The sequence below is a fragment of the Paracoccus homiensis genome, from assembly GCF_900111675.1.
GTDB lineage: Bacteria > Pseudomonadota > Alphaproteobacteria > Rhodobacterales > Rhodobacteraceae > Paracoccus > Paracoccus homiensis.
The window spans coordinates 335212-359566 of sequence record NZ_FOHO01000003.1 but is presented as its reverse complement, the minus strand read 5'-3'; the positions used below and the strand labels follow the sequence as shown (position 1 = coordinate 359566).

23 protein-coding genes are annotated in these 24355 nt (G+C 63.1%); 12 read left to right on the top strand and 11 right to left on the bottom strand.

Annotated elements, in window-relative coordinates:
• Positions 1–15 precede the first annotated feature (15 nt).
• The 3 genes from BMX67_RS06425 to tpiA all read left to right on the top strand — a co-directional run bounded on the left by BMX67_RS06425 (position 16) and on the right by tpiA (position 1647).
• Positions 16–372, top strand: coding sequence for an SUF system Fe-S cluster assembly protein (locus BMX67_RS06425; protein ID WP_090733398.1), 357 nt, complete (start codon positions 16–18; stop codon positions 370–372).
• 77 nt (positions 373–449) lie between these two features.
• Positions 450–821, top strand: coding sequence for a HesB/IscA family protein (locus BMX67_RS06420; protein WP_090733396.1), 372 nt, complete (start codon positions 450–452; stop codon positions 819–821).
• 79 nt (positions 822–900) lie between these two features.
• Entirely contained in the window at positions 901–1647 is a 747-nt protein-coding gene (tpiA, locus tag BMX67_RS06415; RefSeq protein ID WP_090733394.1) for a triose-phosphate isomerase, read from the top strand.
• Between the two features lie 15 nt (positions 1648–1662).
• On the opposite strand, the gene gntR is transcribed toward tpiA, so the two are convergent.
• Positions 1663–2709: an HTH-type transcriptional regulator GntR gene (gene gntR, locus BMX67_RS06410; RefSeq protein ID WP_245739236.1), complete on the bottom strand. Its 1047-nt coding sequence runs from the start codon at positions 2707–2709 to the stop codon at positions 1663–1665.
• A gap of 77 nt (positions 2710–2786) precedes the next feature.
• Here gntR and BMX67_RS06405 point away from each other — a divergent pair, with 77 nt between their 5' ends.
• The 5 genes from BMX67_RS06405 to BMX67_RS06385 all read left to right on the top strand — a co-directional run bounded on the left by BMX67_RS06405 (position 2787) and on the right by BMX67_RS06385 (position 7282).
• Positions 2787–3317 (top strand): gluconokinase, encoded by a 531-nt coding sequence (locus tag BMX67_RS06405; protein WP_090733392.1) that lies wholly within the window; start codon positions 2787–2789, stop codon positions 3315–3317.
• On the top strand, positions 3314–4339 hold the full coding sequence (locus BMX67_RS06400) for a TRAP transporter substrate-binding protein (RefSeq protein ID WP_090733391.1): 1026 nt from the start codon (positions 3314–3316) through the stop codon (positions 4337–4339). Before BMX67_RS06405 ends, BMX67_RS06400 begins: the two co-directional genes overlap by 4 nt.
• Positions 4340–4399: 60 nt before the next feature.
• Positions 4400–4945 (top strand): TRAP transporter small permease subunit, encoded by a 546-nt coding sequence (locus tag BMX67_RS06395; protein ID WP_090733389.1) that lies wholly within the window; start codon positions 4400–4402, stop codon positions 4943–4945.
• Entirely contained in the window at positions 4945–6261 is a 1317-nt protein-coding gene (locus tag BMX67_RS06390; protein WP_090733388.1) for a TRAP transporter large permease, read from the top strand. Before BMX67_RS06395 ends, BMX67_RS06390 begins: the two co-directional genes overlap by 1 nt.
• Before the next feature lie 286 nt (positions 6262–6547).
• On the top strand, positions 6548–7282 hold the full coding sequence (locus BMX67_RS06385; RefSeq protein ID WP_217645790.1) for a gamma-glutamylcyclotransferase: 735 nt from the start codon (positions 6548–6550) through the stop codon (positions 7280–7282).
• Here BMX67_RS06385 and ychF read toward each other — a convergent pair.
• The gene (gene ychF, locus BMX67_RS06380) at positions 7272–8369 is read right to left on the bottom strand and encodes a redox-regulated ATPase YchF (RefSeq protein ID WP_090733387.1); all 1098 of its coding nucleotides are present in this window, start codon (positions 8367–8369) and stop codon (positions 7272–7274) included. The two genes, BMX67_RS06385 and ychF, sit on opposite strands and share 11 nt — an antisense overlap.
• Before the next feature lie 132 nt (positions 8370–8501).
• On the opposite strand from ychF, the gene trpA reads away from it, so the two are divergent.
• The 3 genes from trpA (at position 8502) to BMX67_RS06365 (ending at position 10731) form a co-directional block, all read left to right on the top strand.
• Entirely contained in the window at positions 8502–9299 is a 798-nt protein-coding gene (trpA, locus tag BMX67_RS06375) for a tryptophan synthase subunit alpha (RefSeq protein ID WP_090733385.1), read from the top strand.
• 231 nt (positions 9300–9530) lie between these two features.
• Positions 9531–10253 (top strand): molecular chaperone DjiA, encoded by a 723-nt coding sequence (locus BMX67_RS06370; protein ID WP_090733384.1) that lies wholly within the window; start codon positions 9531–9533, stop codon positions 10251–10253.
• A gap of 43 nt (positions 10254–10296) precedes the next feature.
• A complete protein-coding gene (locus BMX67_RS06365) occupies positions 10297–10731 on the top strand; it encodes a hypothetical protein (RefSeq protein WP_139206462.1) in 435 nt (144 codons plus the stop codon).
• On the opposite strand, the gene BMX67_RS06360 is transcribed toward BMX67_RS06365, so the two are convergent.
• The 9 genes from BMX67_RS06360 to BMX67_RS06320 form a co-directional block, all read right to left on the bottom strand.
• On the bottom strand, positions 10680–12644 hold the full coding sequence (locus tag BMX67_RS06360; protein ID WP_090733381.1) for a 3'-5' exonuclease: 1965 nt from the start codon (positions 12642–12644) through the stop codon (positions 10680–10682). The two genes, BMX67_RS06365 and BMX67_RS06360, sit on opposite strands and share 52 nt — an antisense overlap.
• Positions 12638–13009, bottom strand: coding sequence for a response regulator transcription factor (locus BMX67_RS06355; RefSeq protein ID WP_090733380.1), 372 nt, complete (start codon positions 13007–13009; stop codon positions 12638–12640). The genes BMX67_RS06360 and BMX67_RS06355 overlap by 7 nt, the downstream gene beginning before the upstream one ends.
• A 3-nt stretch (positions 13010–13012) precedes the next feature.
• On the bottom strand, positions 13013–13504 hold the full coding sequence (locus BMX67_RS06350) for a hypothetical protein (protein WP_090733378.1): 492 nt from the start codon (positions 13502–13504) through the stop codon (positions 13013–13015).
• Positions 13501–15312, bottom strand: coding sequence for a DUF294 nucleotidyltransferase-like domain-containing protein (locus BMX67_RS06345; protein ID WP_090733377.1), 1812 nt, complete (start codon positions 15310–15312; stop codon positions 13501–13503). The genes BMX67_RS06350 and BMX67_RS06345 overlap by 4 nt, the downstream gene beginning before the upstream one ends.
• 63 nt (positions 15313–15375) lie before the next feature.
• Positions 15376–17184: a sodium:solute symporter family protein gene (locus BMX67_RS06340; protein ID WP_090733375.1), complete on the bottom strand. Its 1809-nt coding sequence runs from the start codon at positions 17182–17184 to the stop codon at positions 15376–15378.
• Between the two features lie 13 nt (positions 17185–17197).
• Positions 17198–17455, bottom strand: a complete 258-nt coding sequence (locus BMX67_RS06335; protein ID WP_090733374.1) for a DUF4212 domain-containing protein — start codon at positions 17453–17455, stop codon at positions 17198–17200.
• A gap of 117 nt (positions 17456–17572) precedes the next feature.
• Positions 17573–19528 carry an acetate--CoA ligase gene (gene acs, locus BMX67_RS06330; protein WP_090733372.1) on the bottom strand — a complete coding sequence of 652 codons (1956 nt, stop codon included), beginning with the start codon at positions 19526–19528 and terminating at the stop codon, positions 17573–17575.
• Between the two features lie 261 nt (positions 19529–19789).
• Entirely contained in the window at positions 19790–22084 is a 2295-nt protein-coding gene (locus BMX67_RS06325) for a glycosyl hydrolase family 28-related protein (RefSeq protein WP_090733370.1), read from the bottom strand.
• Between the two features lie 165 nt (positions 22085–22249).
• Positions 22250–23842, bottom strand: coding sequence for a lysine--tRNA ligase (locus BMX67_RS06320; RefSeq protein WP_090733368.1), 1593 nt, complete (start codon positions 23840–23842; stop codon positions 22250–22252).
• A gap of 90 nt (positions 23843–23932) precedes the next feature.
• Between BMX67_RS06320 and BMX67_RS06315 the strand changes: the two genes are divergently transcribed.
• Positions 23933–24355: a tellurite resistance TerB family protein gene (locus BMX67_RS06315; protein WP_090733548.1), complete on the top strand. Its 423-nt coding sequence runs from the start codon at positions 23933–23935 to the stop codon at positions 24353–24355.

Here is a 24355-nt window from a genome sequence, read left to right as displayed (position 1 = left end):
TGACAGGAACACGCCATGACAGAGCCGTTGATGGAAGGTGCGCCGCTGATCGCGCCTTCAAGCACCGAACACCCCCTCTACGAGTCGGTCGTCGAGGCCTGCAAGACGGTCTATGACCCGGAAATCCCGGTGAATATCTATGACCTGGGGCTGATCTACACGATCGAGATCAACGACCAGAACGAGGTGCGTGTCATCATGACGCTGACCGCCCCCGGCTGTCCCGTCGCGGGCGAGATGCCGGGCTGGGTCGCGGACGCGATCGAACCCCTGGGCGGCGTGAAGCAGGTCGATGTCGAGATGACCTTCCAGCCGCAATGGGGCATGGACATGATGTCGGACGAAGCCCGTCTGGAACTGGGCTTCATGTAAGCCCGTCGCGCGGCCCGACTTGAGCCGCGCGCCCATGCTTCTTATATCTGGTTGACACCAAGACACGAAGGTTCGCCATGTTTTCTGTTCCGGGCAGCGCGCCCGTCACCATCACCCCCGCGGCCGAGCGTCAGATCGCCAAGCTGATGGCCGGCAAGAACGCCTATGGCCTGCGCATCGGGCTGAAGAAGGGCGGCTGCGCGGGCATGGAATACACGATGGAGCTGGCGGAAACGCCGGATTCCAACGAAGAGGTCATCGAACAGGGTGACGCCCGCGTGATGATCGCACCGATGGCGCAGATGTTCCTTTTCGGCACGCAGATCGACTATGAAACGGGCCTGATCGAAAGCGGTTTCAAGTTCCGCAACCCGAATGTCACCGATGCCTGCGGCTGCGGGGAATCGGTCCGGTTCGAACCGCTGGAAGGCGCGCGCACCACCAGCTAGTCGCGCCCATCGCCCTGCCTTGGGCGATTGCACATGGGCTCCGTTCCTCCTAAGCCTTTCGCAGCTACAGGAGGACATGATGGCACCACGCAAACTTGCCGCCGGCAACTGGAAGATGAACGGAAATCTGGCCGCGCTGGACCAAATCGACGAATTGCGCGCGGCCTGCCCCGCCCCCGCATGCGACGTGTTGATCTGCCCGCCCGCGGTCCTGCTGCATCCGATGGCCGCGCGGGCCGGTGACATGATCGCGGTGGGCGGTCAGGATTGCCACGCCAATGCTGCGGGCGCACATACCGGCGATATCGCTGCCGCGCAGCTGAAGGACGCGGGCGCCACCTATGTCATCCTTGGTCATTCCGAACGCCGTGCGGATCACGGCGAAACCGATGCGCAGGTCGCGGCCAAGGCTGCGGCCGCCCATGCCGTCGGGCTGATTGCCATCATCTGCGTCGGCGAGACCGAGGCCGAACGCGATGCAGGCAGCACGCTGGACGTGATCGGGACCCAGCTTGCCGGTTCGATCCCCGCAGGGGCTGATGCCGCGAATACCGTCATCGCCTATGAACCCGTCTGGGCCATCGGCACGGGCCGCACGCCGACCCTGGACCAGATCGCCGAAGTCCATGATTTCATGCGCGACCGCCTGACTGGGCACATGGCGGGCGCGGGTGATTGCAGCCTGCTGTATGGCGGCAGCGTGAAACCCGGAAATGCCGCCGAGATCTTTGCGATTGCCAATGTCGATGGTGCGCTGGTTGGCGGCGCCAGCCTGAAGGCCGCCGATTTCGCAGGCATCGTCACCGCGCTGGATGCCGCGAACTAGGGCCGTTGGCGCGGCCTAGCCGCGCCAACCCCCCGTGCTGTCACGGATCTGCAAGGCAAAGCCAAGGTCGATCGAGGTGCCCGCCGGGTGCCCCCTGCCCTCCAACCGGTCGCGGATCTGCGCGATCGCCAGCTGTCCCATGCCATAGCGATCCGTCTGGACCGAGGTGATCGGCGGCTGCGCGGCCTCCATCATTTCCAGGTCGTTGAAGCCGCAGATCCCCAACCTGTCCGGGATCGACAGGTTGCGGCGCTGCGCCTCGAACAGGACACCCAGCGCAAGGTCGTCATTGTTGCACAGCACGGCGTCGATCTGCGGATGGTGCGCGATCAGATCCGCGAACAACCGGCACCCCATGCTGACCGAGGACGGTTCCGGCGTGGTGACGACCTGCGTGACCTCGGCCAGGCCCGCCTCGCGCATTGCGGCGCGAAACCCGGCAAGTCGCCGCTGACTGCGCGGATCCATCTGCGCGCCCAGAAATGCCGGGGCGCGGTAGCCGCGTTCGATCAGGTGCCGCGCGGCCAGAAATGCCCCATCGTGATGCGACAGGCCGACCGCGACATCGATGGGCTTCGGCCCCACCTCCATCACCTGCACGATGGGACAGTTCGCCCGGGCCAGCAGATCGCGGGCGGCGGGCGATTGATCATGCCCCGCCAGTATCAGGCCCGAGGGCTGCTGCGTCAGAAACACCCGGATCAGATGTTCCTCGGCCAGGGGCGAATATCCGGTCGTCGCCAGCTGCACAGTCAGGCCGCTGCCCGACAGCGCGTCATACATCCCGCGCATCACCTCGGCGAACACATTGTTCGACACCGAAGGAATGATGACCCCGATGACATCGGTCCGCCCCGAAGCCAGCGCCCGCGCCGCCGGGTTCGGCACATAGCCAAGCTGGGCGATGGCGCGTTCGATTCGATCCCGCGCCTTGGGCGACACCTTGTCGGGACTGCGCAGTGCCCGCGACACCGTGATAGGGCTAACATTCGCAGCCTCTGCAACATCCGCCAATGTGATTTTCTGGTTTTTCTGCATGATCTTGATGATTGCGCAGATCATTGGGAAAGGAAAGACGGTTGACGAATGACAGCGCTGTCATCATGATGTGTCAATCCGAAAGGGAGGAGACAGTTCAGATGAGCGACCGGCCAATTCTCGTCATGGGGATCTGTGGCGTGGGCAAATCCACGATCGCGCAGGCCATTGCCGCATCTCTGGGCGCATCCTTCATCGAGGCCGACAGCTATCATTCCCCCGAGGCGGTGGCATGGATGGCGGCGGGCAAGCCGCTGACCGACGACATGCGCTGGGGCTGGCTGGATCGGCTGGGCGATGCGGTCAACCAGACACAGGGCCGCGCCGTTCTGGCCTGCTCGGCGCTTGGCCTTGCCCATCGCGACCGCCTGCGCGCGCGCACCGGCCCGCTGGACATCGTGTTTCTGAACGGTGATCGTGACCTGATCGCCGCCCGCATGAATGCCCGCAAGGACCATTACATGCCCGTCAGCCTGATCGACAGCCAGCTTGCGGCGCTGCAGCCCCCCGATGCGCAGGCCGAACACGCGCTGTGGATCAGCGTCGAGATGACGCCCGAACAGATCATCCAGACCGCGGTGTCGCGGCTGGCACTAACCGAAGATTCGTCAACAGGAGGAAAGACGACATGACCAACCTGACCCGCCGGACCTTGATGGCCGCGACCGCCGCGTTCGCACTGGCCGCACCGGCCTTCGCCGCCGATTACGAGTTCAAGTTCCAGTCCTCGGACCCCGCAGGCAACCCCAACTTCGAGTTGCAGAAGACCTGGGCCGCCGATGTCGCCGAGAAGTCGGAAGGCCGCATCGCCATCGACCTGCTGCCGGTGGAATCCATCGTCGCACATAACGAAACCCAGGACGCCATCGCGACCGGCATTCTGGATGGCCACATCACCGACCTCTCCTATTTCGCGGGCAAGGACCCGGCCTTTGGCCTGATGGGCAACCCGGTCGGCGCCTGGTCCGACCCCCAGCAGATGCTGGATTTCGTCGATAATGGCGGCGGGGCCGAACTGCTGAACGAGATCGAGAATCCCTACGGTCTGCAATTCATCGGCGCGACGACCCCCGGTCTGGAAGCCTTTGTCAGCGCCAAGCCCTTGGAAGGTGTGGCCGATCTTCAGGGTCTGAAAATGCGCGCGCCCGAAGGTCTGGTTCAGTCGGTCTTTGCCGCAGCCGGCGCATCGCCCGTGAACCTGCCCGGTTCCGAAGTCTTTACCTCGCTGGACAAGAAAGTCATCGACGCTGCCGACTATTCGGTCTTTTCGACCAATCAGGCGCAGGGCCTGAACGACGTGGCCCAGCACCCCGTCTATCCGGGTTTCCACTCGCTGCCGCTGGTCGAGATCTCGATGAACAAGACCAAATGGGATGACCTGCCCGAAGATCTGCAGGCGGTCCTGACCCAGTCGGTCAAGGATTTCGCACAGCGTCAGATCGCGGCACTGGCCGAAGCCGATGAAAAGGCCGTCGCCGAAGCCAAGGAAGGCGGCGAGATCACCGTCCATGACTGGTCGGCCGACGAACGCGCGAAATTCCGCACCATCGCACAGGGCGAATGGGAAAAAGTTGCCGCGCAATCGCCCAATGCACAGAAGGTCTATGATACGCTGACCGCCTATCTGACCGAAAAAGGTCTGGTGTCGCAGTAAGGCGCACCCAAGGCGGGTGGCAGCCAATGCCGCCCGCCACGATCCGAGAGGACATATCCAATGACAGATGAAGAAGAGGTCGTGCGCGAAGAACACACGGCCATCCCCGAGGCAGGCGCCTTCGGGCGGCTGGTGGATCGCGTCGCAATCCTGCCCGCGATGGGCATCGTGGCGGCCATGGCGATCCTGATCCAAGAGGTCGTGCTGCGCTACGTGTTCGCCGCGCCCACGATCTGGGCGCATGAAACGACGGTGTTCCTGTGCGCCATCGCCTTCATCTTTGGCGGGCTGCTGTGCGCCTCGCGCGATCGGCATATCCGGGTTGTGCTGGTCTATGACTATCTTCCCGCCGGGCTGCGTCGGGTGTTCGACATCGTGATCTCGGCGGTGTGCGCGCTGTCATCCGCCGCCTTCGCCTGGGCCGCATGGCTGATGGTGCAGCGTGCGGCATGGCGCCCGGATGGCAGCTTTCACCTTGAAACCTCGGGCAGTGCGTGGAACCCCGCCTATCCGGGTCTGCTGAAGATCCTGCTGATGGTCGCGCTGGGGTTGCTGGCGATCCAGTTCCTGATCCTTGCAATCAATTATGCCAAGGGGCGCCGCTGATGGAGTTTTTCGGTTCTCTGCAATCCATGGGGATCGAGGCCGGCACCGGTCTGTTGTTCGCCCTGCTGCTGCTGTTGCTGGTCACGGGCATTCCGCTGGCCTTCGTGACATTGCTGGTCACCCTGATCTTCGCGCTGGGGTGGTTCGGTCCGAACGTGGTGCCGCTGATCACCAGCCGCGTCTATTCCTTCGTCAGCAGCTTTGTCTTTGTCTCGGTTCCGATGTTCGTGCTGATGGCGGCGATCCTGGACCGTTCGGGCATTGCCCGCGACCTGTTCGAGGCGATGCGCCTGATCGGCGGCCGCATCCGCGGCGGCGTTGCGGTGCAGACGATCTTCGTGGCGGTGGTTCTGGCCGCGATGTCGGGCATCATCGGCGGCGAGGTCGTGTTGCTGGGCCTGATCGCCCTGCCCCAGATGCTGCGTCAGGGCTATGACCGCCGTCTGGCGATCGGTGTCGTCTGCGCGGGCGGCAGTCTGGGCACGATGGTTCCGCCCTCGATCGTGCTGATCATCTATGGCCTGACTGCCAATGTCTCGATCGGCGAGCTGTTCACCGCGGCCTTCGTGCCGGGTTTCATGCTGGCGCTGCTATATGTCGGCTATATTCTGGCCCGCGCCTATCTGACGCCGGGCGCGGTGCCCGATCCGGTGCGCGAACCGGTCCCGGCGGCCGAAAAGCTGCGGCTGCTGAAGGGGCTGTTCCTGCCCATTCTGGTGGTGATCATGGTCCTTGGCTCGATCTATGGCGGCATCGCCTCGGTGACCGAGGCCAGTGCCGTGGGCGTTGCGGGCGTGATGCTGTCGACCATTCTGCGGGGGGAATTCAGCTGGTCACTGCTGCGCGGCGCGGCGATGCAGACCTTGCAGACGGTCGGCATGATCGTCTGGATCGGCATCGGTGCATCGGCTCTGGTGGGTGTCTTCAACCTGATGGGCGGCATCAAGTTCGTGTCCGAACTGATCACCGGCATCAGCGACACGCCGATCATCATCATCCTGTTCATGATGGCGATCCTGTTCGTGCTGGGCATGTTCCTTGACTGGGTCGGGATCGCGTTGCTGACCATGCCGATCTTCGTGCCCATCGTGATCGATCTTGGCTACGATCCGGTCTGGTTCGGCGTGCTGTTCGCGATGAACATGCAGGTCAGCTTCCTGTCGCCGCCATTCGGGCCTGCCGCCTTCTACCTGAAATCGGTGACGCCGCCCGACATATCCCTGGGCGAGATCTTCCGCAGCCTGTTGCCCTTCATCATGCTGCAGATCCTGGCCGTGGCGATGCTGATCCTGTTCCCCGGCATTGCGATGTACTGACGCCCGCGCGTCTTTCAGACAAGAACACCCGCCACAGCGATGTGGCGGGTGTTTTCATGTCGGTGCCGATCAGGGCGCGATCACAGCACGAAGCCGACGATCGCCAGAACGATGACCACAAGGCCGACCAGATAGATGATGCTGTTCATTGTCTTGCTCCTCCGCGTATCTACGCTGTTTCTGTGGCCTCAACGATCAGCGTGCAGCAGGGTTCCCGTATTTGCATAGATCACCGGGTGGCAGCGATGGCTGAAACCCCTACATTGGGGGCCAAGCCAGGGACGACATGTCGATCATGAACGAACACAGCACCATAACCCATGACACGCAGATGGCGCTGACGCCCGAACTGGTCCGCCAGACCATGCGCCCCGAACCCGATCTGGGCGACGAACCCGGCCTGACACCGCTAAGCGATCAGGATCTGGACAAACTGGCACGGCGTCTGGACCGCGAATGCGGCGGCGGGCATCTGTGGATCTTTGCCTATGGCTCGCTGATCTGGAAACCGGATCACGAGGCGGTCGAACAGCGGCGTGCGACCGCCTTTGGCTGGCACCGCGCCTTTACCCTGCGCATGAACAGGTGGCGCGGCTCGCCCCGGCAGCATGGCCTGATGATGGCGCTGAAACGCGGCGGGCGTTGCGACGGGGTAATCTATCGGCTGCCCGATCAGGACCGCATCGGCCAACTGCGCCGGGTGGTCCTGCGCGAGATCCGCTATCGCGAGAATGTCGATATGCTGCGCTGGATGGATCTGCATACATCGGCGGGAAAGACCCGTGCGCTGGTCTTCTGGGCCGGAACCCCGCCCGAAAAGACCGGGTCCGAGGAAACCCTGGACGAGGTGGCGCATGTTCTGGCACGGGCCTGTGGCCCCGCCGGATCATGCGCCGAATACCTGTACAACACCGTCCTGCACCTGCGGCAGGCCGGGATCAACGACCGGAACCTGTGGCGTTTACAGGAACTGGTCGCCGATCAGATCGCCGCGCTGCGCGACGGGCAGGTCACGCGTTGAACAGGAAGTGCAGGACGTCGCCGTCCTTCACCTCATAGCTTTTGCCCTCGACGCGCAGCTTGCCCGCATCGCGGGCGCCCGCCTCGCCATTGCCGGCGATATAATCGTCATAGGCGATGGTTTCCGAGCGGATGAAGCCCTTTTCGAAATCGCCATGGATGACCCCTGCCGCCTGCGGGGCCAGCGTGCCCTTGCGGATGGTCCAGGCGCGGGCTTCCTTGGGGCCGACGGTGAAATAGGTCTGCAGGCCCAGCAGGTCGTAGCCCGCACGGATCAGGCGATCCAGACCGGCTTCGTCCAGTCCCATCTCGCCCAGGAACATCTCGGCCTCTTCGGCGTCAAGCTGGCTGATCTCTTCCTCGATCTTGGCCGAGATGACGACATGGCCCGCGCCCTGCGCTCTGGCCATGTCCGCAACCTTGTCGGACAGGGCATTGCCCTTGGCAGCCTCGTCTTCGGCCACGTTGCAGACATACAGTACCGGTTTCGAGGTCAGCAGTTGCAGCATGTTCCATGCCTTCTGCTCATCCTCGGCGATTTCAACTGTGCGAGCGGGCTGACCGTTTTCCAGCGCGGCAAGGGCGCGTTTCAGCAGGCCTTCCTGTTCGACGGCTTCCTTGTCGCCGCCCTTCAGCTTGCGGGTCAGGTTGGCCAGACGACGCTCGATCGATTCCATGTCCGCGATCATCAACTCGGTCTCGATCACCTCGGCGTCGGCCAGCGGATCGACGCGCCCTTCGACATGAGTCACGTCGCCATCCTCGAAGCAGCGCAGCACATGCGCGATGGCATCCACTTCGCGGATATTGGCCAGAAACTGGTTACCCAGCCCCTCGCCCTTGCTGGCGCCCTTCACCAGACCCGCGATATCCACGAAAGTGATCCGGGTCGGGATGATCTGTTTGCTGCCCGCAATGCCGGCCAGCCGATCCAGACGCGGATCGGGGACAGCGACCTCGCCGACATTCGGCTCGATCGTGCAAAAGGGGAAGTTCGCGGCCTGTGCGGCAGCGGTCTTGGTCAGCGCGTTGAACAGCGTGGATTTGCCGACATTCGGCAGCCCCACGATCCCCATACGAAAGCCCATCGGTGCAACCTTTCCTAATCTTGCGCGCCTTCTAGGGCCCCGACCGCCCCAAGTCCAGCCTTGGGCCATCATCGGGCTTGCACGCGGGACACAGTTGCGCCAGACAGGCCCGAACACAGACCCGGAGGCGATATGACGCGGATCGACGACACCTTCGCGCGGCTTCAAAAGCAGCAGAAAAAGGCTTTCGTGGCCTATATGATGGCGTCCGACCCCGACGACGCGACCGCCCTGCAGATCATGCAGGGTCTGCCCGAGGCGGGCGTCGACATCATCGAACTGGGCATGCCCTTTACCGATCCGATGGCCGATGGCCCCACCATCCAGGCCGCGGGCCAACGCGCGCTTGCCGGCGGTGGCAGCGTGACCCGCACGCTGGATATCCTGCGCGAATTCCGCAAGACCGACAACACCACGCCGGTCGTCCTGATGGGCTATTACAATCCGATCTATGCCCGGCCCGGCGGCGTCGATCAGTTTCTGGCCGATGCAAAGGATGCAGGCGTGGACGGTCTGATCATCGTCGATCTGCCGCCCGAAGAGGACGATGAATTGTGCATTCCCGCCACCAGGGCCGGACTGAACTTCATCCGGCTGGCAACGCCGACCACCGATGATCGCCGCCTGCCTGCCGTGGTGCGCAATACCAGCGGCTTCGTCTATTACGTCAGCGTGACGGGCATCACCGGCGGCCCCGCCGCCAATGCCGCCGAGGTCGCCCCCGAAGTCGCCCGCATTCGCGCCGCCGCCAATCTGCCGGTGGTCGTGGGCTTTGGCATCTCGACCCCGGATGCGGCCGAACAGATCGCCTCGGTCGCGGATGGCTGCGTTGTCGGCAGCGCCATCGTCAAGCTGATCGGTGAAGGTCGCCCGGTTCCCGAGATCCTGGATTTTGTCCGCGGCCTTGCTGAGGGCGCGCATCGGGGCTAACCGGCCCGCGCCGAGGATCCGGTACCAAGGACGCGGCACGCGTTCCTTTGCGGACAATGTCGCGTTGCAAATTCAGGGCGGAAAAGCGGGACGTTCCATGATCTTGTGTCGATGGACAAATATCCTGCCACGACAGGCAATTGTGACGGCTGAATGACAATTCATTCAGCTTTCCGTCACCTGTTGTCGCACCCCCTATTCGTTCCCTGCAAACCTCGTTACCTTGGGTCCATGGATACGCGCCCTGACTGCCCCGGATGCCCGCAACTGCCAAAGCCCCGCAGCTTCTGGCAGCGTATCGGCGACCGCATGGCCGCGCTTCTGGGCCGTCAGCGCAGCGCGACCCCGCCCGAACGCTCTGTCGCCTTCACCATCGCGGTGATTGCGCTGGGGGCCAAGCTGGCGAAGGCCGACGGAACCGTGGACCGATCCGAGGTTGCGGCCTTTCGCCGGGTGTTCATCATCCCCCGCGCCGAGGAAAAGAACGCGGCGCGGGTCTTTGATCTGGCACGACAGGATGTGGCAGGGTTCGACGCATGGGCCCGCCGCATCGCGGCCATGTTCCCGCAGGGTGATCCGGTCCTTGCCGATGTGGTCGAGGGGCTGTGCATCATCGCCGTCGCCGATGGCGACATGCACGAAGCCGAAATAGCCTTTATCGACGAAGTCGGGCGCATCTTCGGCCTGACACAGGCCCGCGTCGCCGCGATCCGCGCCAGCCACGATCCCAAGGCGGGCTGCCCCCCCTGCGAGGTGCTGGGCGTGCCGCTTGGCACCCCCCTGCCCGAGGCGCGCAAGCGCTGGCGCGACCTGATCCGCGAGGCGCATCCCGACCGCGCCATCGCCCGCGGCCTTCCCCCCGAGGCCGTGCGCCTTGCCGAGGCCCGCACCCGCCGCCTGAACGAGGCATGGGAAAAATTTCGCGCCATGCATCAGAAACCCGCGATCAACTGACAAAACCCTTGCGGGAAACGGCACCCGGACACATCCTTTGACCATGAGGATGCTTTTCACCCTGTCCGCCCTGATCCTGACGCTGTCCGCGCCGCTGGCCTCTGCGCAGGACTGGACGCCCCCGCCCGCCGATCGGCCGATCCCCGATGGCTTGGAACAGGATGATCCGGGCGATCTGATCGGTCGCGGAGTCGGCATCCTTCTGGACAATTTCATGCGCGACGTTCAGCCGGATCTGAATCGTCTGGGCGAGGATATGTCGGGCGCGTTGTCAAACCTTGGACCGATGCTGGGCGATCTGACCGCATTGGTAGATGATCTGCGCAATTACCAGACGCCCGAGAGGCTGGACAATGGCGACATCATCATCCGCCGTCGCGCCGACGCGCCACCACCCCCGCCGCTGGATCTGGCACCCGATGACGATCAGTCGCCCGCCGTGCCCCGCGACCCCGACGCCCCCGAGATCGAGCTTTGATCCGGATTTGCATCCTCGATCATGCGTCGAAACCTGCGGGCGTTTGACTGGACATCCTCGAAACGCTCGATCCCCTTGGCCGACAACGCGGGGATCAGGCGCAGGAACGCCTTGGCCGTGGCCAGCGTGTCGCCCATGGCCGTGTGGCGATCTTCGGGCGGAATCTGAATGTCCAGCCGTTCGCCAAGCGCGTCCAGCGTATGCGGCACCGACCCGCCCCAGACCATCGCCGACAACAGCACCGTATCCAGCACGCGATTGTCGAAATGCGCCCCCGTTTCGGCAGCCGCCGCGCGCAGCAGCCCCATGTCGAAGGGCGCGTTATGGGCGATCAGGATCGCATCCTCGGCAAAGTGATGAAACGCGGTCAGGGCGGCGGTCAGATCGGGAGCATCGGCCACCATCCGATCGTCGATGTGATGGATTTGCGTGGCACGGACCGGGATCGGACGTCCCGGATTGACCAGCGTCTCGAAGCTTTCGCCGGTCAGCCGCCCACGCGCGATGCGAACGCCGGCGATCTGGACGATGCGATCTTCGGTCGGGGACAGGCCCGTGGTTTCCGTGTCAAAGACCACGCAGGTCAGGTCCGACAGCCGCGACGAGGCCGCGCCACGGCTGGCCAGCGCGAAATCATAGGTCAGCCCGCCGCCGGTCACATCGCCGCTGGCAAGCCCCAGCGGCAGGATCAACGCGCAACCCTTGTCATCCGCCTCGGGCCAGATACCGGTGCCGTGACGTTGCAGAATATCGGCGCCGCTTTGATCTGGTTGTTCCGGGTCGGGCGCCTGATCCAGCCAATGGTCCAGCTGCTCGACCGCCAGTGGCGCACCCTGCCATTCGATGCGCAGATGTGCCTCGGCACTGTCCTGCGGCATGATGCGCAGCCGCGGGGGATGCCCTGTCCGGCCCAGTCGATCGACCAGCAGCGACAGCAGTGCATTCATCGCCTGCGCCTCGCAGATCACCGAAAGGCGCGGCAGTTCGCCCCTGACCGGCAGGCCGGCCAGCAATTCGGGCAGCGACGCGCGGCTGCCGATGGCATCGGATTGCAGGATCTCGGTCAGGTGCCGCGTCGCCAGGGCCAGGCCCTGCCCTTCGTCCCGGATCGCACGGGTCAGGTCGGGGGGCATCGGCCCGTCCAGCGCATCCAGCATGGGCACCAGCGTCGCGGCGTGACGCCGCAGGCTTTCCAACGCCTGACGCGGCGCGGGGCGGTTGGGCGCGTGATCCCGAAGGATCAGCAGGGTGCCTTGGTCCAACTGCCGCATCCGTCCCGACAGCCGCGCCCCATCATGGGTCAGGCAGATCAGATCGGTCGCATCGACCCCCGCGTTCAGCCGTGCGACCGCCGCCTGCAACGCCCCCGGCAGAAGATGCCGATCCAGCTGTCGATCCAGCGCCAGACCGGGCAGAAGCCGCGCCGCCGACGCGTTGTAGAACACCACCCGCCCCTGCGGATCGACCATGACGGCTCCGGCGCCGAAATCGGACAGGATATCTTCCAGCGTGGCCTTTTCGCGGGTCAGTTCGGCGGCATGTTCGGCAACCGCCTCGGCCAGGGCTTCGGCGGCACGGGCCCGCGCCTCGGCGGCATCGCGGGCGGCAGGGCCCAGATCGGCCAGATAGCGCGTGTCGTCGGGATCGGGCGCCTGACCCGTGCGCAACCCGCCTGCCAGCGCCTCGATCGGGCGGGCGACATGTCGGTCGAACAGGAACCAGACCAGCGTGACGGCCGCCAACCCGCCAAAGCCCGCGATCAGCCCCCCCTGAACAAGCGCGTCCAGCGCCTGCGGATCGGAACTGCCCGACCCGATCACCAGAAGCGCAAGAACCAGAAGCACCGCCCCCGCGCCCGCAAGGCCCGCAAAGATCAGCAAAACCCGCAATCGCAGGGACAGGCGCGTCAGCACGGCTGTTCCAGCAGCCGCGCCATTTCCGAACGCAGTTCGGACAGTTCAAAGGGTTTGGCGATAAAGCCGTCCGCCCCCAGCGCCAGCCCCTTGCGACGTTCCACGACCGAACCGCGCGCCGTCATCATCAGAACCCGCACATCCGACAGCGCGGGATCGGCACGCACATCCTGAACGATCTGATAGCCCGAGACATCCGGCAGCATCACATCCAGCAGCACCAGATCGGGATGGGTCGCGCGGATCCGGCTGACGGCCTCGGCGCCGGTGGCCATCCGGTCATGGTCATGGCCGTCGCGGGTCAGCAGGAAATCCAGCGCGGTGGCGATGTTGTCCTCGTCCTCGACGACCAGGATTCTGGCCATGGCTCAGCCCTCCTCGCAGACAGCGGCAAAGGCGGGGTCATCGCTGGTCGCGGCGACCCAATCGCCGTGAGATGGCTTGATCCGCCCGGCCTGACAGTCGAATTCCTGCGGCACGACAAGGGTCTGGCCGCGCCGCTCGACCAGCATGATCTGTGCGCTGCGGGTCTGGCCGTTCTGCTGCACCGTTGCAGGATCCAGCGCCGCGAAACGCACCGTCAGCGGTGCCAGATAGGTCCAGGGCGCCCAGGGCTGGCTGTCTTCGCCGACCATCAGCACCTCGGCCCCGGCAGGCAGACGGTCCATCGCGCGCCCATACCATGTGTAATCGTTCCAGACCGAATAGCCGATCATCGACAGCCCGATCCCGGCCGGCAACAGCCAGCGCGGCAGATCCAGCCCCGCCTTTCGCAACGCGTGCAGACCCGCAAACAGAACCGCCGCCGCGCCTATGCCGACGGCGATAACGCCCAGAAGTTCGACCCCGACACCTGTCATCCCAACATTCCCTTTCCATGCCCAAGGGCAGATTGCATGCCGCGCACCACGACAAAGGCGTCGCGCAGATGGCTGCGGTCCAGATCCGGCAGATCCGAAGGCGACAGGTAATTGTCAGGCCTGCGCCCCGCGCGGATCAGGTCCGCCTGATTGTCCAGCCGCACGGTCTGGATCAGGTCATAGGCGGCGATCAGTTCACGCGCACCGGCACCTGAAATCACGCCGCGCGCCTCGGCATCCTGCAACCTTGCGCGGGTGTTCACCGCCGTCAGCCGGCCCTGCAACGCATAGACCCGCGCCAGATCCGTGACCGGCACGACACCGTTATGTTTCATGTCTATATGGTGGCGATGCTCGCCCGAGCGGATGGTCGCAAAACCGCCGATCAGCCCAAGGGGCGGCCGATGTTTCAGCGAATTCGCCACCATATGCGCCACGAAGATCGAATTCTTGGCGGACATCTGCAATGTGTCCTGTTGCAGATCGGCCAGCAACCCGGCATCGCCCCCGATCGCACGCAGATCGAACATGACGCTGGCCAGCATCTGCGCCTCGGGGCTGGGATGGGCGATCCAGTCGCGGAAATACCCCTGCCAGACATTGCGCGGCTGACGCCAGCGCGGGTTCGTGGCCATCATGTCGCCCGGGCAATAGACATAGCCGCATTCGTTCAGACCATCGCTGACCCACCGCGCTAGATCGCGAAAATAGGCGTCGTCGGGATCGGAGCCATCGGCCAGGATCAGGCAATTGTCCTGATCGCTGACCCCGGTCTGTTCCTGACGCCCCTGACTGCCACAGGCCGCCCACAGCCACCCCGCAGGCGCCGGGCCCAGCCGCTCCTGCGCCAGATCCAGCAGCCGCCGCGTCACCGCATCGGCGATGTCGGTAATCATCCGGGTGATGACCTCATGCGGCTGATGGGCGCGAACCAGCTGGACCAACAGTTGCGGGATGCGCGCCGTGATCCGCGCCAGATCGGAAACGGCCTGGGCCATCGCGACCTCTCGGATCAGGCCAAGCGCGCTGATCGCCTGAACGCGGGTCAGATCGGTCTGGCTGATCATGCCGACATAGCGCCCATCCTCGACCACCGGCAGATGCCCGATGCGCCGCTCAAGCATGATCGACAGCACGTCATAGCCAAGCGCCGAGGGCGCAAGCGTCACCGGATCGGGGGTCATCACCGCCGAGACCGCCTGCCGCAGATCGCGCCCTTCGGCGACCACGCGATGGGACATGTCGCGAATGGTGACCAGCCCGACCAGCCTGTCGCCATCGGTCACGCCGACGCTGCTGACCCCGGCGTCGCGCATCATCTTCGCGGCGTCAATGATCGGTGTGTCGGGTGAACAGGCCAGAGGGCTGCGATGCCCCAGCAACTCGCCGACCTTCAGCGTCGCAATATCGGTGCTGCGCCCGGCGACACCGCGCCCACGTTCGAAGAAGCGGGCAAAGGGGCGATAGCTCTGCATCAGGCGCATCACCTCGGCCCGTGGCAGCATCAGGATCTCGCTGTCCTCGACCGCGCGGGCTGAGGTCACGGCGGTCCCGTCGCGCAGCAGGCCGCGTTCGCCAAAGCTGTTGCGCAGGCCCAGTTCGGACACGGAATTGCCGTTCCGGTCGGTGACCTGCACCCGCCCCGAGCGGATCAGGTACAGCCCCGGCAGCAGATCCCCGAACTGATAGATCCGGCTTCCGGCGGCATAGGTCCTGTGGCTGAAGAAACCGGCGACACGCGCCTGTTCGTCCCGCGGCAGGCTGTCATAGGGGTGCACCGTGGCGATGAATTCGGCGCTGTCGGACATCCCTGACCTTCCTGTTGCAAGATTGGCCGCGCCCCCGCAAGGGCGCGACCGGCGTTTCATGGATCAATGTGCCTGGGCGTCACCCGCGCCGCGCGGGACGCGGATCGATTCCACCAGGTCCTGGACATGGGCCGGGGGCTCTTCGGTGGCGTTCGAGACGACATAGGCCACGCCGAAGTTGATCAGCGCACCGATCACACCGAAGGACGCGGGCGAGATGCCGAACAGCCAGTTGGCCGCAGTATCTTCCAGCATGTTGGTGCCTGCGATGAAGAACCAACCCTTGTAGGTGAAGATGTACAGCAGCGTCGACAGGATCCCTGCCAGCATGCCGGCGATCGCGCCCTGCTTGTTGATGCGCTTGCTGAAGATGCCCATCATCAGAACCGGGAAGATCGAACTTGCCGCAAGACCGAAGGCCAGCGCCACCGTCTGGGCCGCAAAGCCCGGCGGGTTCAGGCCAAGGAAGGTCGCCACAAGGATCGACACCGCCATCGAGATCCGGGCCGCCAGCAGTTCGCCCTTTTCGCTGATATTGGGGTTGATCGCGCCCTTCACCAGGTCATGGCTGACCGCGCCCGAAATCGCCAACAGCAGACCCGCCGCCGTGGACAGTGCCGCAGCCAGACCGCCCGCCGCCACGATGGCGATGACCCAGCCAGGCAGGTTCGCGATTTCAGGGTTTGCCAGAACCATGATGTCGCGGTTGACGGTGGTCAGTTCGTTGCCTTGCAGGTTCTGCTCGGTCACGACGGCGGCCAGCGCCTCGCTTTCGCCACCATCGTTGTAGTACTGGATCAGACCGTCGCCGTTCTTGTCTTCCCAGTCCAGCAGACCGGTCACCTGCCAGTTGCGCATCCATTCCTTTTCCGGATCGTTCTGGATTGAATCCAGCGACACGGCCGGCTGGCTGAATGTCTCGCCCGTCGCGGCGCCCGGCCACATGGTCGTGGTCAGGTTGAAGCGCGACATCGAGCCGACGGCCGGCGCAACGGTGTACAGCAGCGCGATGAACACAAGCGCCCAGCCCGCCGATTTCCGCGCGTCCGACACTTTCGGGACCGTGAAGAACCGGATGATGACATGCGGCAGACCCGCCGTGCCGATCATCAGTGCCAGCGTGAACAGAACCATGTTGAAGGTGCTGCCGTGATGCCCGGTATAGGATTTGAAGCCCAGATCGGTCACAACCTGATCCAGCGTGGTCAGGAACTTGGTATCGCTGCCATTCAGCGATCCGAACAGGCCCGTCTGCGGCAGGACATGACCCGTCAGCTGCAGGGCGATGAACACGGCCGGGATCGTATAGGCGATGATCAGCACGATATACTGGGCGACCTGAGTGTAGGTGATGCCCTTCATGCCCCCCAAAACCGCATAGCAGAACACCAGTGCGGCACCGATCCACAGACCGGTCGAGTTCGACACTTCCAGATAGCGCGAAAAGGTCACGCCCACGCCGGTCATCTGGCCGATCACATAGGTGATCGAGATGATCAACAGGCAGATCACGCCGATGATGCGCGCCGTGCCCGAATAGAACCGGTCACCGATGAATTCCGGTACGGTGAATTTCCCGAACTTACGCAAATAGGGCGCCAGCAGCATGGCCAGCAGCACATAGCCGCCCGTCCAGCCCATCAGGAAGGTCGAATTGTCATAGCCGGTAAAGGCGATCAGACCGGCCATCGAGATGAAGCTGGCCGCCGACATCCAGTCGGCCGCCGTCGCCATGCCGTTCATGACCGGGCTGACACCCCGGTTCGCGGCATAGAATTCCGAAGTCGATCCCGCGCGGGCCCAGATCGCGATGCCGATATACAGGGCAAAGCTGAGGCCGATGAAAATCAGGTTAAGGGTAAACTGGCTCATGGATCACTCCTCCTCACTCGTCCACGCCATGGTCGCGATCCAGTTTGTTCATGCGTGCCGCGTAGAAGAAGATCAGCACGATGAAGACCAGGATCGAACCTTGCTGTGCAAACCAGAACCCCAGATCGGTGCCACCGATCTTGATCCCGGACAGAAGTGGCCGAAGGATGATTGCAAAGCCGTAGGACACCAGCGCCCAGATGGCGATACATACATAGATGATCTTGAGATTTGCCTGCCAATAGGCGTTCGATGATTGTCTGTCACTCATGTCCTGCGGACCTCCCTGTTCAGACATGTCGCATATCCCGTCGGTATTCTCCTCCTGCGCCCCACCCGTCGGGGAAGGGCGCGATTTCGGGGCTGACGGGTGCCCCGCAATGCCGTGTCAGCCCCGGTTCATCCGGTTGGCGATCAGTTCGTCGACCACTTCCGGTTCGGCCAGGGTCGAGGTGTCACCAAGCGCGCCATAATCGTTTTCCGCGATCTTGCGCAGGATGCGGCGCATGATCTTGCCGGAACGGGTCTTGGGCATGCCCGGTGCCCATTGGATCAGGTCGGGCTTGGCGATGGGACCAATTTCGCTGCGAACCCATTTTTCCAGCTCGGCGCGCAGATCCTCGGATGGCTCGACCCCGTTCATCAGGGTGACATAGGCATAGATGCCCTGCCCCTTGACCGAATGCGGGTATCCCACGACCGCGGCCTCGGCGACCTTTTCATGGGCGACCAGCGCGCTTTCCACCTCGGCGGTGCCCATGCGGTGCCCGCTGACATTGATCACGTCATCGACGCGCCCGGTGATCCAGTAGTAACCATCCTGATCGCGGCGGCAGCCGTCGCCGGTGAAATAATAGCCCGGATATTGCTGGAAATAGGTTTCCATGAAGCGCTGATGATCGCCCCAGACCGTACGCATCTGGCCGGGCCAGCTGTCGGCGATGCACAGCACCCCCTCGACGCCATTGCCCTCGATCAGATCGGCGCTGTTGGGATCCAGAACCGCGGGTTTGATGCCGAAGAACGGCACCGTGGCCGAGCCGGGCTTGGTTTCGGTCGCGCCCGGCAGCGGCGTGATCAGATGCCCGCCGGTTTCGGTCTGCCACCAGGTATCGACGATGGGGCAACGGCCCTTGCCGACATTGTCGTTATACCAGTTCCACGCCTCGGGGTTGATCGGTTCCCCGACGGTGCCCAGGATCCGCAGGCTGGACAGGTCGTGCTTTTCGACAAACTCGGTCCCCTTGCCCATCAGCGCGCGAATGGCGGTCGGGGCGGTGTAGAACTGGTTGACCTTGTGCTTGGCGCAGACCTCCCAGAAGCGGCCGGCATCGGGATAGGTCGGCACACCCTCGAACATCAGCGTCGTCGCGCCATTCGCCAGCGGGCCATAGATGATATAGCTGTGACCCGTGACCCAGCCCACATCGGCGGTGCACCAGAAGATGTCGCCATCCTTGTAGTCAAAGACATATTGATGGGTCATCGCGGCATAGACCAGATAGCCGCCCGTGGTATGCACGACCCCCTTCGGCTTGCCCGTCGACCCCGAAGTATAAAGGACGAACAGCGGATCCTCGGCATTCATCGGGCGCGGGGGGCAGTCCGGGCTGACATGTTTCATCTGTTCCTTGACGTCGATGTCGCGCCCTTCGATCCAGGTGGTCTGGTCGCCGGTATGCTTGACGACAAGGCAGCGCACCTTATCCGAACAATGCAGCAGCGCCGCATCCGCGTTCGATTTCAGATTGGTGCGCCGCCCGCCACGCGGGGCGGTATCGGCGGTGATGACGACTTTGGCACCGCTGTCATTGACGCGATTTGCCAGCGCATCGGGCGAAAAGCCCGCAAAGACGATCGAATGGATCGCGCCGATCCGGGCACAGGCCAGCATGGCATAGGCGGCCTCGGGGATCATCGGCAGATAGATCACCACACGGTCGCCGCGCATGATGCCCTGGCTCAGCAGGACATTGGCCATCCGGTTCACATTCTCGGACAGTTGGGCATAGGTGATGTGCTGTGCCGCGTCCTTGGGGTCATCAGGCTCGAAGATGATCGCCGTCTGGTCCGCGCGGGTTTCCAGATGACGATCGATGCAGTTCACGCTGGCATTCAGCACGCCATCCTCGAACCACTTGATGCTGACATCCCCAAAGGCGAAATTTGTGTTCTTCACCTTGGTGTAAGGCTCGATCCAGTCCAGCCTCTTGCCCTCGCGGCCCCAGAAAGCCTCGGGCTCGTTGATCGATTCGGCATACATGCGGTCGTAATCCGCAGGTTTGATCAAGGCATCCTCGAAACCAGCAGGAATCGGATGTTTGCCAATAGTTTCAGAGCTCATGCGGTCCCCTCCTCGCAACTGTCACAAGCCTGCGCGCCGCCTTCCCCACGGTTTGACGGGATGGCGCAAGCTACCCGTTGCGAGCATGTTAAACACAAAACCGCCACTGTGTTAACATATTTTTAAATAAGGATTATTTTGTAAATTTATTGACCAGATCAAGTGAATATTTGTAAAAACTTCACAGAAAAGTCAGCGCCGGACAGGAAACGACCGCCATGGCGGAAACCATGACGGCCACTGGAACAGCATTCGGTTGAATCAGGCGGGGCGATCCATCCGTGCATAGACCGATACCCTGCCCTTGACGGCATTGGTCCAGTTCAGCCGCATCTGACGCCGCGACGCGCCGATCTGGGTCTGTACCCAGGGCAGATCGGCCACCTCGACATTATTGCCCCTGGTGATGGCGGATTCGGCGATCACCGACTGCACCGATTTGACCCAGCCCTGAAAGGGCAGCCCTTCGATGACCGGCAGGGTCCAGGTCTTGGCGGCGCTGTTCTGATCATGCGTGACCAGCAGCGGGTTCGAGACATAGGTCTGGATCCCGTTGAACATGTTCCCTTCGAACTGGATGTTCCGCATGTTGTTATAGTCCAGATCCGCAATCGAATTGTCGACCCGGTCGATCCGCTGCACCTCGCCGTAAAGCGCCTTGAATACATTGCCGACCACGGTCAGTCCGTGAATGAAATGCCCGCTGCCATAGGGCTTTACCGTCAGCCAGGTGAACCAGGGCACCGTATTGCTGGCAAGGAAGGTGTTGCCGGAAATCGTCAACCCGCCAAAGCTGTACTGATTGCCCGTGAAATCCGGGAAGGCGCTGTGTTCATTGGTCCATTCGATCGAGGCATTGTCGATATAATTGCCGGTGATCGTGACCTGCACATTGGTCAGCGTCATCACCAGCCCCGCATAGCGCAGCCCATCGCCAGAACCGTCGCCCTGAAACCAGTGATTGCCAGTGATGATGTGACCGCCGCCATTGGCGACCATGAAATGCGCGAATCGGACAAAGCGGTTGTTGCGCATCTTCACGTCATTGGCGTTGACATTGATGGCAATGGTGTTGCGCTGCTGGGCTGGAAGCTCCATCTCGTTGGACAGGAACTGGCAGCGATCGACAAGCAGGTCCTGACAGCCGCGCCCGATCGAGGTGATGCCGCGGTCCTTGGGCCGGGTCATGTAACAGTCACGGATCGCCACCATCTGCCCCTTGGCAGGCAGCATGATCCCACTGCAAACGCCTTCGCAGTTGAAATCCAGATCGACAAAGTTCAGCCGGTCGATCTGGCTGACGCCCGAAAAGTCGAACATATAGCGATAACGCTCGAACGTGTATTGCCGTGTGCCCGCCCCGCCGTATAGCGGCTGCGACAGGGTCAGGGTCTTTTTGCTGACGTCGCGCGCATTCACATAGACCTCGCGTCCGACGCCGGCGCCCAGAACGCGGCTGCCGACCTCGATCGCACCGACATTCAGCACATTCTTCAGGGTCAGCGGATCGTTCGGATCATAGGTCGCCTGACTGTTCCAGGATCCGCCATTCCAGGCACTTCCGGCCTTGGCCAGAATGCTGCCATTGCTGATCACGCGACGGTTGGAATAGCCGTTCAGATCGGGCGCCAGTTCCCCGATATTCAGCGGCTCGGTCAGGTCCACGCGACGGCCGCACAGGTCCAGCGTGACGTGGTCGGTATAGCCGAACAAGGCCTGCAACGCCTTTTTCAGGCCAAGCGTCTCATCGCCGAACGCATCCGCATAGGTCGGGAAATCAAAGCTTTGCAGCAGCGATACCTTGGTCGCCGTCGGGGTCTTGATCTTGCCCTTGAACCGGATCGGCGCGTTGATCCCGATATCGCCATCGATGAAGAACGTGCCTTCCGGCACCAGAATGGACCCACCCTTCGAGGCCTGGTCCGCGGCAATGAAGGCCGCGCGGTCATTGGTCACGCCATCGCCTACCGCACCATAATCGCGCACATCGACCCAGTCGATCAGCGAGGGCACGAAGGCCGAGGTGATGTCTTCGATCCTGATCGACTCGACCCGGATCGCGCCGCCATTGGCCCCGACCAGATCCAGTCCGAAATGGCCATAAACCGGTCGCGTACCCCAACCCATGTCGACGCCCTGCCGCGAACCTACCCCGACGATGGCACTGATTTCGACCGGCTCGCCATAGCTTTGCAGCGGCACCGTCGTGCCGGTTTCCACCAACCCGGTCACATGGTTGCGCAGTCCGTCGCCCGCCCAGCCCGCGATCCGCGCGCTGCACGGCGCACCGGCGACCAGCTTGACCCGCGCCGAGACGCGGAAATAGACGCCCGCGATCATCGGCGTTTCACCCCGAAAGCGGATGCTGGTCGTCGTCTGCTGCTTGTAGATTTCCAGGCAGGTCCCGAAATCCTGATCGGCCGGAACCAGGCCGGCATTGTCGGCACTGTCCCATGTCGGACTGCCCGAGGTGCCGTCGCTGCGGGACCATGCGTTCAGACCGGCCCGAAACGCGGGCGGCATCAGCAGCAGGCCATTGGTGATTGCGATGTTCATGTCCTATCTCCCCGAACCGGTACGACGATGGGCTCGTACGAGCCTGCGTTGAAGCCGAAGAAATAGTTGATGAAAGGTTAAGAACCCCGAAACTGGGCGTGCGCCGCAACGGGCAGCAGGGCAACGGCCCCGACATGCGGGGCCGCGCCAAAAGGGTTGTTCACATCAGGCCAGCGCGTCGCCCGCCAGTTCGCCCGCCAATGCACGCTCGATCAGCGCGCGCGTTTCGTCGATGCCGTAAAGCGCGATGAACCCGCCAAAACGCGGCCCCTGGTCGGCCCCCAGAAGCACCTGATACAGCGCCGCGAACCAGTCGCGCAGCGGTTCGAACCCGTGGTCCTTGCCGATGGCAAAGACCATCGATTGCAGCGCCTCGGGATCGGCGGGCTGATCCCAGGCCGCCAGACGTGCGGCCAGTTCTTCCATCGCGCGACGTTCGACCTCGGTCGGCAGGCGGAAGCTGCGGGTGGGGGCCACGAAATCGGTGAAATACCGCACCGCAAAGCCCGCGGCCTGATCCAGCCCCGGATGGGTTTCGGGCGTCGCTTCGGGGGCATAGCGGCGGATAAAGCCCCACAGCCCGTCCTTGTCGCTGGCCCCTGCCACCGATGCCAGATTCAACAGCATCTGGAAGGGCACGACCATGTCCGATTCCGGGACATTGCCGCCATGAATGTGAAAGACCGGGTTCGCCGCCTGCTGTTCGGGCGTCTGATCGGCATAGGCCCGAAGCTGCTGGTGGTATTCATCCACCGCCTTCGGGATCACGTCGAAATGCATCCGCTTGGCCGTTTTCGGCTTCTGATACATGAAATAGGACAGGCTTTCGGTGGCCGCATAGGTCAGCCATTCGTCGATCGACAGGCCGTTGCCCTTGGATTTGCTGATCTTTTGCCCGTGCTGATCCAGGAACAGCTCATAGGTGAAATGCTCGGGCTTCTTGCCGCCAAGGATTTCGCAGATGCGATCATAGATCGGCGTATTGGTGCTGTGATCCTTGCCATACATCTCGAAATCGACATCCAGCGCGGCCCAACGCGCGCCGAAATCGGGCTTCCACTGCAGCTTGACCTGACCGCCAGTCACCGGCAGCGTCAGTTCCTGACCATCCTCGTCATCAAAGGTGATGGTGCCATTCCTGGCATCGACATTCTTGATCGGCACATACAGCACGCGGCCCGTGCTGGGGCTGATCGGCAGGAAGCAGCTATAGGATTGCTGACGCTCTTCGCGCAGGCTTTTCAGCATGACTTCCATGATGGCGTCATATTTCTCGGCGGCGCGCAGCAGCGTCGCGTCGAACTTGCCCGATTTGTAATAGTCGGTCGCGCTGATGAATTCGTATTCGAATCCGAACGTATCCAGAAAGCGGCGCAGCATGGCATTGTTGTGATCGCCGAAGCTGTCGAATTTCCCGAAAGGATCGGGCACCGTGGTCAGCGGCTTTTGCAGATGTTCGCGCAGCATGTCGGTGTTCGGCACGTTATCGGGCACTTTGCGCATGCCATCCATATCGTCCGAAAAGCAGATCAGCTTGGTCGGGATATCGCTGATCATTTCAAATGCACGGCGGATCATCGTGGTCCGCGCGACCTCGCCGAAGGTGCCGATATGCGGCAGCCCCGAGGGGCCGTAGCCCGTCTCGAACAGCACGAACCCCTTCTCGGGGTCCTTCTTTTCATAGCGTTTCAGCACCCGGCGCGCCTCTTCGAACGGCCAGGCCTTGGACGTCATCGCGGCATCGCGCAGGGTGGTCATCGCTATATCTCCTGTTTGCAAGCTACGACGCCTTATTGAACGGCGGGTGAATCGTCAATAATTTCACTGCAGAACAATGGAGACATGCGTATGACAATCGACCTGCCATCCTTTTCCCCCTGTGACGCGCTGGTCGCCGTCATGGTCGCGGTTTCGGCTTCGGACGAAACGATGCGCACGTCCGAGCTTGTCGCCATTCAGCGCATGGTCGATCACGCCCCGATCTTTGCCCAGTATGACGAGGATCGCATCCGCGCCGTCAGCCAGACGGTAATGAGTCTTTTCGAGGAAGAAGAAGGGCTTGACGCATTGTTCGGCCTGATCACCGAGGCGTTGCCCGAACGTCTTTACGAAACGGCCTATGCGCTGGCCTGCGATGTGGGGGCCGCGGACGGACGGCTTTACGAGGGCGAGATCGCCATGCTGGCCGAAATCCGGCATCAGATGGGGATAGCCCGGCTGCACGCCGCCGCGATCGAGCTTTCGGCCCAGGTCCGGCACCGCGTGCTGTGA

Coding starts and splice junctions, on each gene's coding strand:
- BMX67_RS06350 (WP_090733378.1), bottom strand. CDS start 13,504: ATGACAGGTGTCGGGGTCGAACTTCTGGGCGTTATCGCCGTCGGCATA.
- trpA (WP_090733385.1), top strand. CDS start 8,502: ATGACGCGGATCGACGACACCTTCGCGCGGCTTCAAAAGCAGCAGAAA.
- BMX67_RS06370 (WP_090733384.1), top strand. CDS start 9,531: ATGGATACGCGCCCTGACTGCCCCGGATGCCCGCAACTGCCAAAGCCC.
- BMX67_RS06325 (WP_090733370.1), bottom strand. CDS start 22,084: ATGAACATCGCAATCACCAATGGCCTGCTGCTGATGCCGCCCGCGTTT.
- BMX67_RS06335 (WP_090733374.1), bottom strand. CDS start 17,455: ATGAGTGACAGACAATCATCGAACGCCTATTGGCAGGCAAATCTCAAG.
- gntR (WP_245739236.1), bottom strand. CDS start 2,709: ATGATCTGCGCAATCATCAAGATCATGCAGAAAAACCAGAAAATCACA.
- ychF (WP_090733387.1), bottom strand. CDS start 8,369: ATGGGCTTTCGTATGGGGATCGTGGGGCTGCCGAATGTCGGCAAATCC.
- BMX67_RS06385 (WP_217645790.1), top strand. CDS start 6,548: ATGTCGATCATGAACGAACACAGCACCATAACCCATGACACGCAGATG.
- BMX67_RS06340 (WP_090733375.1), bottom strand. CDS start 17,184: ATGAGCCAGTTTACCCTTAACCTGATTTTCATCGGCCTCAGCTTTGCC.
- BMX67_RS06315 (WP_090733548.1), top strand. CDS start 23,933: ATGACAATCGACCTGCCATCCTTTTCCCCCTGTGACGCGCTGGTCGCC.
- BMX67_RS06320 (WP_090733368.1), bottom strand. CDS start 23,842: ATGACCACCCTGCGCGATGCCGCGATGACGTCCAAGGCCTGGCCGTTC.
- BMX67_RS06420 (WP_090733396.1), top strand. CDS start 450: ATGTTTTCTGTTCCGGGCAGCGCGCCCGTCACCATCACCCCCGCGGCC.
- BMX67_RS06400 (WP_090733391.1), top strand. CDS start 3,314: ATGACCAACCTGACCCGCCGGACCTTGATGGCCGCGACCGCCGCGTTC.
- BMX67_RS06365 (WP_139206462.1), top strand. CDS start 10,297: ATGAGGATGCTTTTCACCCTGTCCGCCCTGATCCTGACGCTGTCCGCG.
- BMX67_RS06425 (WP_090733398.1), top strand. CDS start 16: ATGACAGAGCCGTTGATGGAAGGTGCGCCGCTGATCGCGCCTTCAAGC.
- BMX67_RS06355 (WP_090733380.1), bottom strand. CDS start 13,009: ATGGCCAGAATCCTGGTCGTCGAGGACGAGGACAACATCGCCACCGCG.
- BMX67_RS06390 (WP_090733388.1), top strand. CDS start 4,945: ATGGAGTTTTTCGGTTCTCTGCAATCCATGGGGATCGAGGCCGGCACC.
- BMX67_RS06395 (WP_090733389.1), top strand. CDS start 4,400: ATGACAGATGAAGAAGAGGTCGTGCGCGAAGAACACACGGCCATCCCC.
- tpiA (WP_090733394.1), top strand. CDS start 901: ATGGCACCACGCAAACTTGCCGCCGGCAACTGGAAGATGAACGGAAAT.
- BMX67_RS06345 (WP_090733377.1), bottom strand. CDS start 15,312: ATGTCCGACAGCGCCGAATTCATCGCCACGGTGCACCCCTATGACAGC.
- acs (WP_090733372.1), bottom strand. CDS start 19,528: ATGAGCTCTGAAACTATTGGCAAACATCCGATTCCTGCTGGTTTCGAG.
- BMX67_RS06405 (WP_090733392.1), top strand. CDS start 2,787: ATGAGCGACCGGCCAATTCTCGTCATGGGGATCTGTGGCGTGGGCAAA.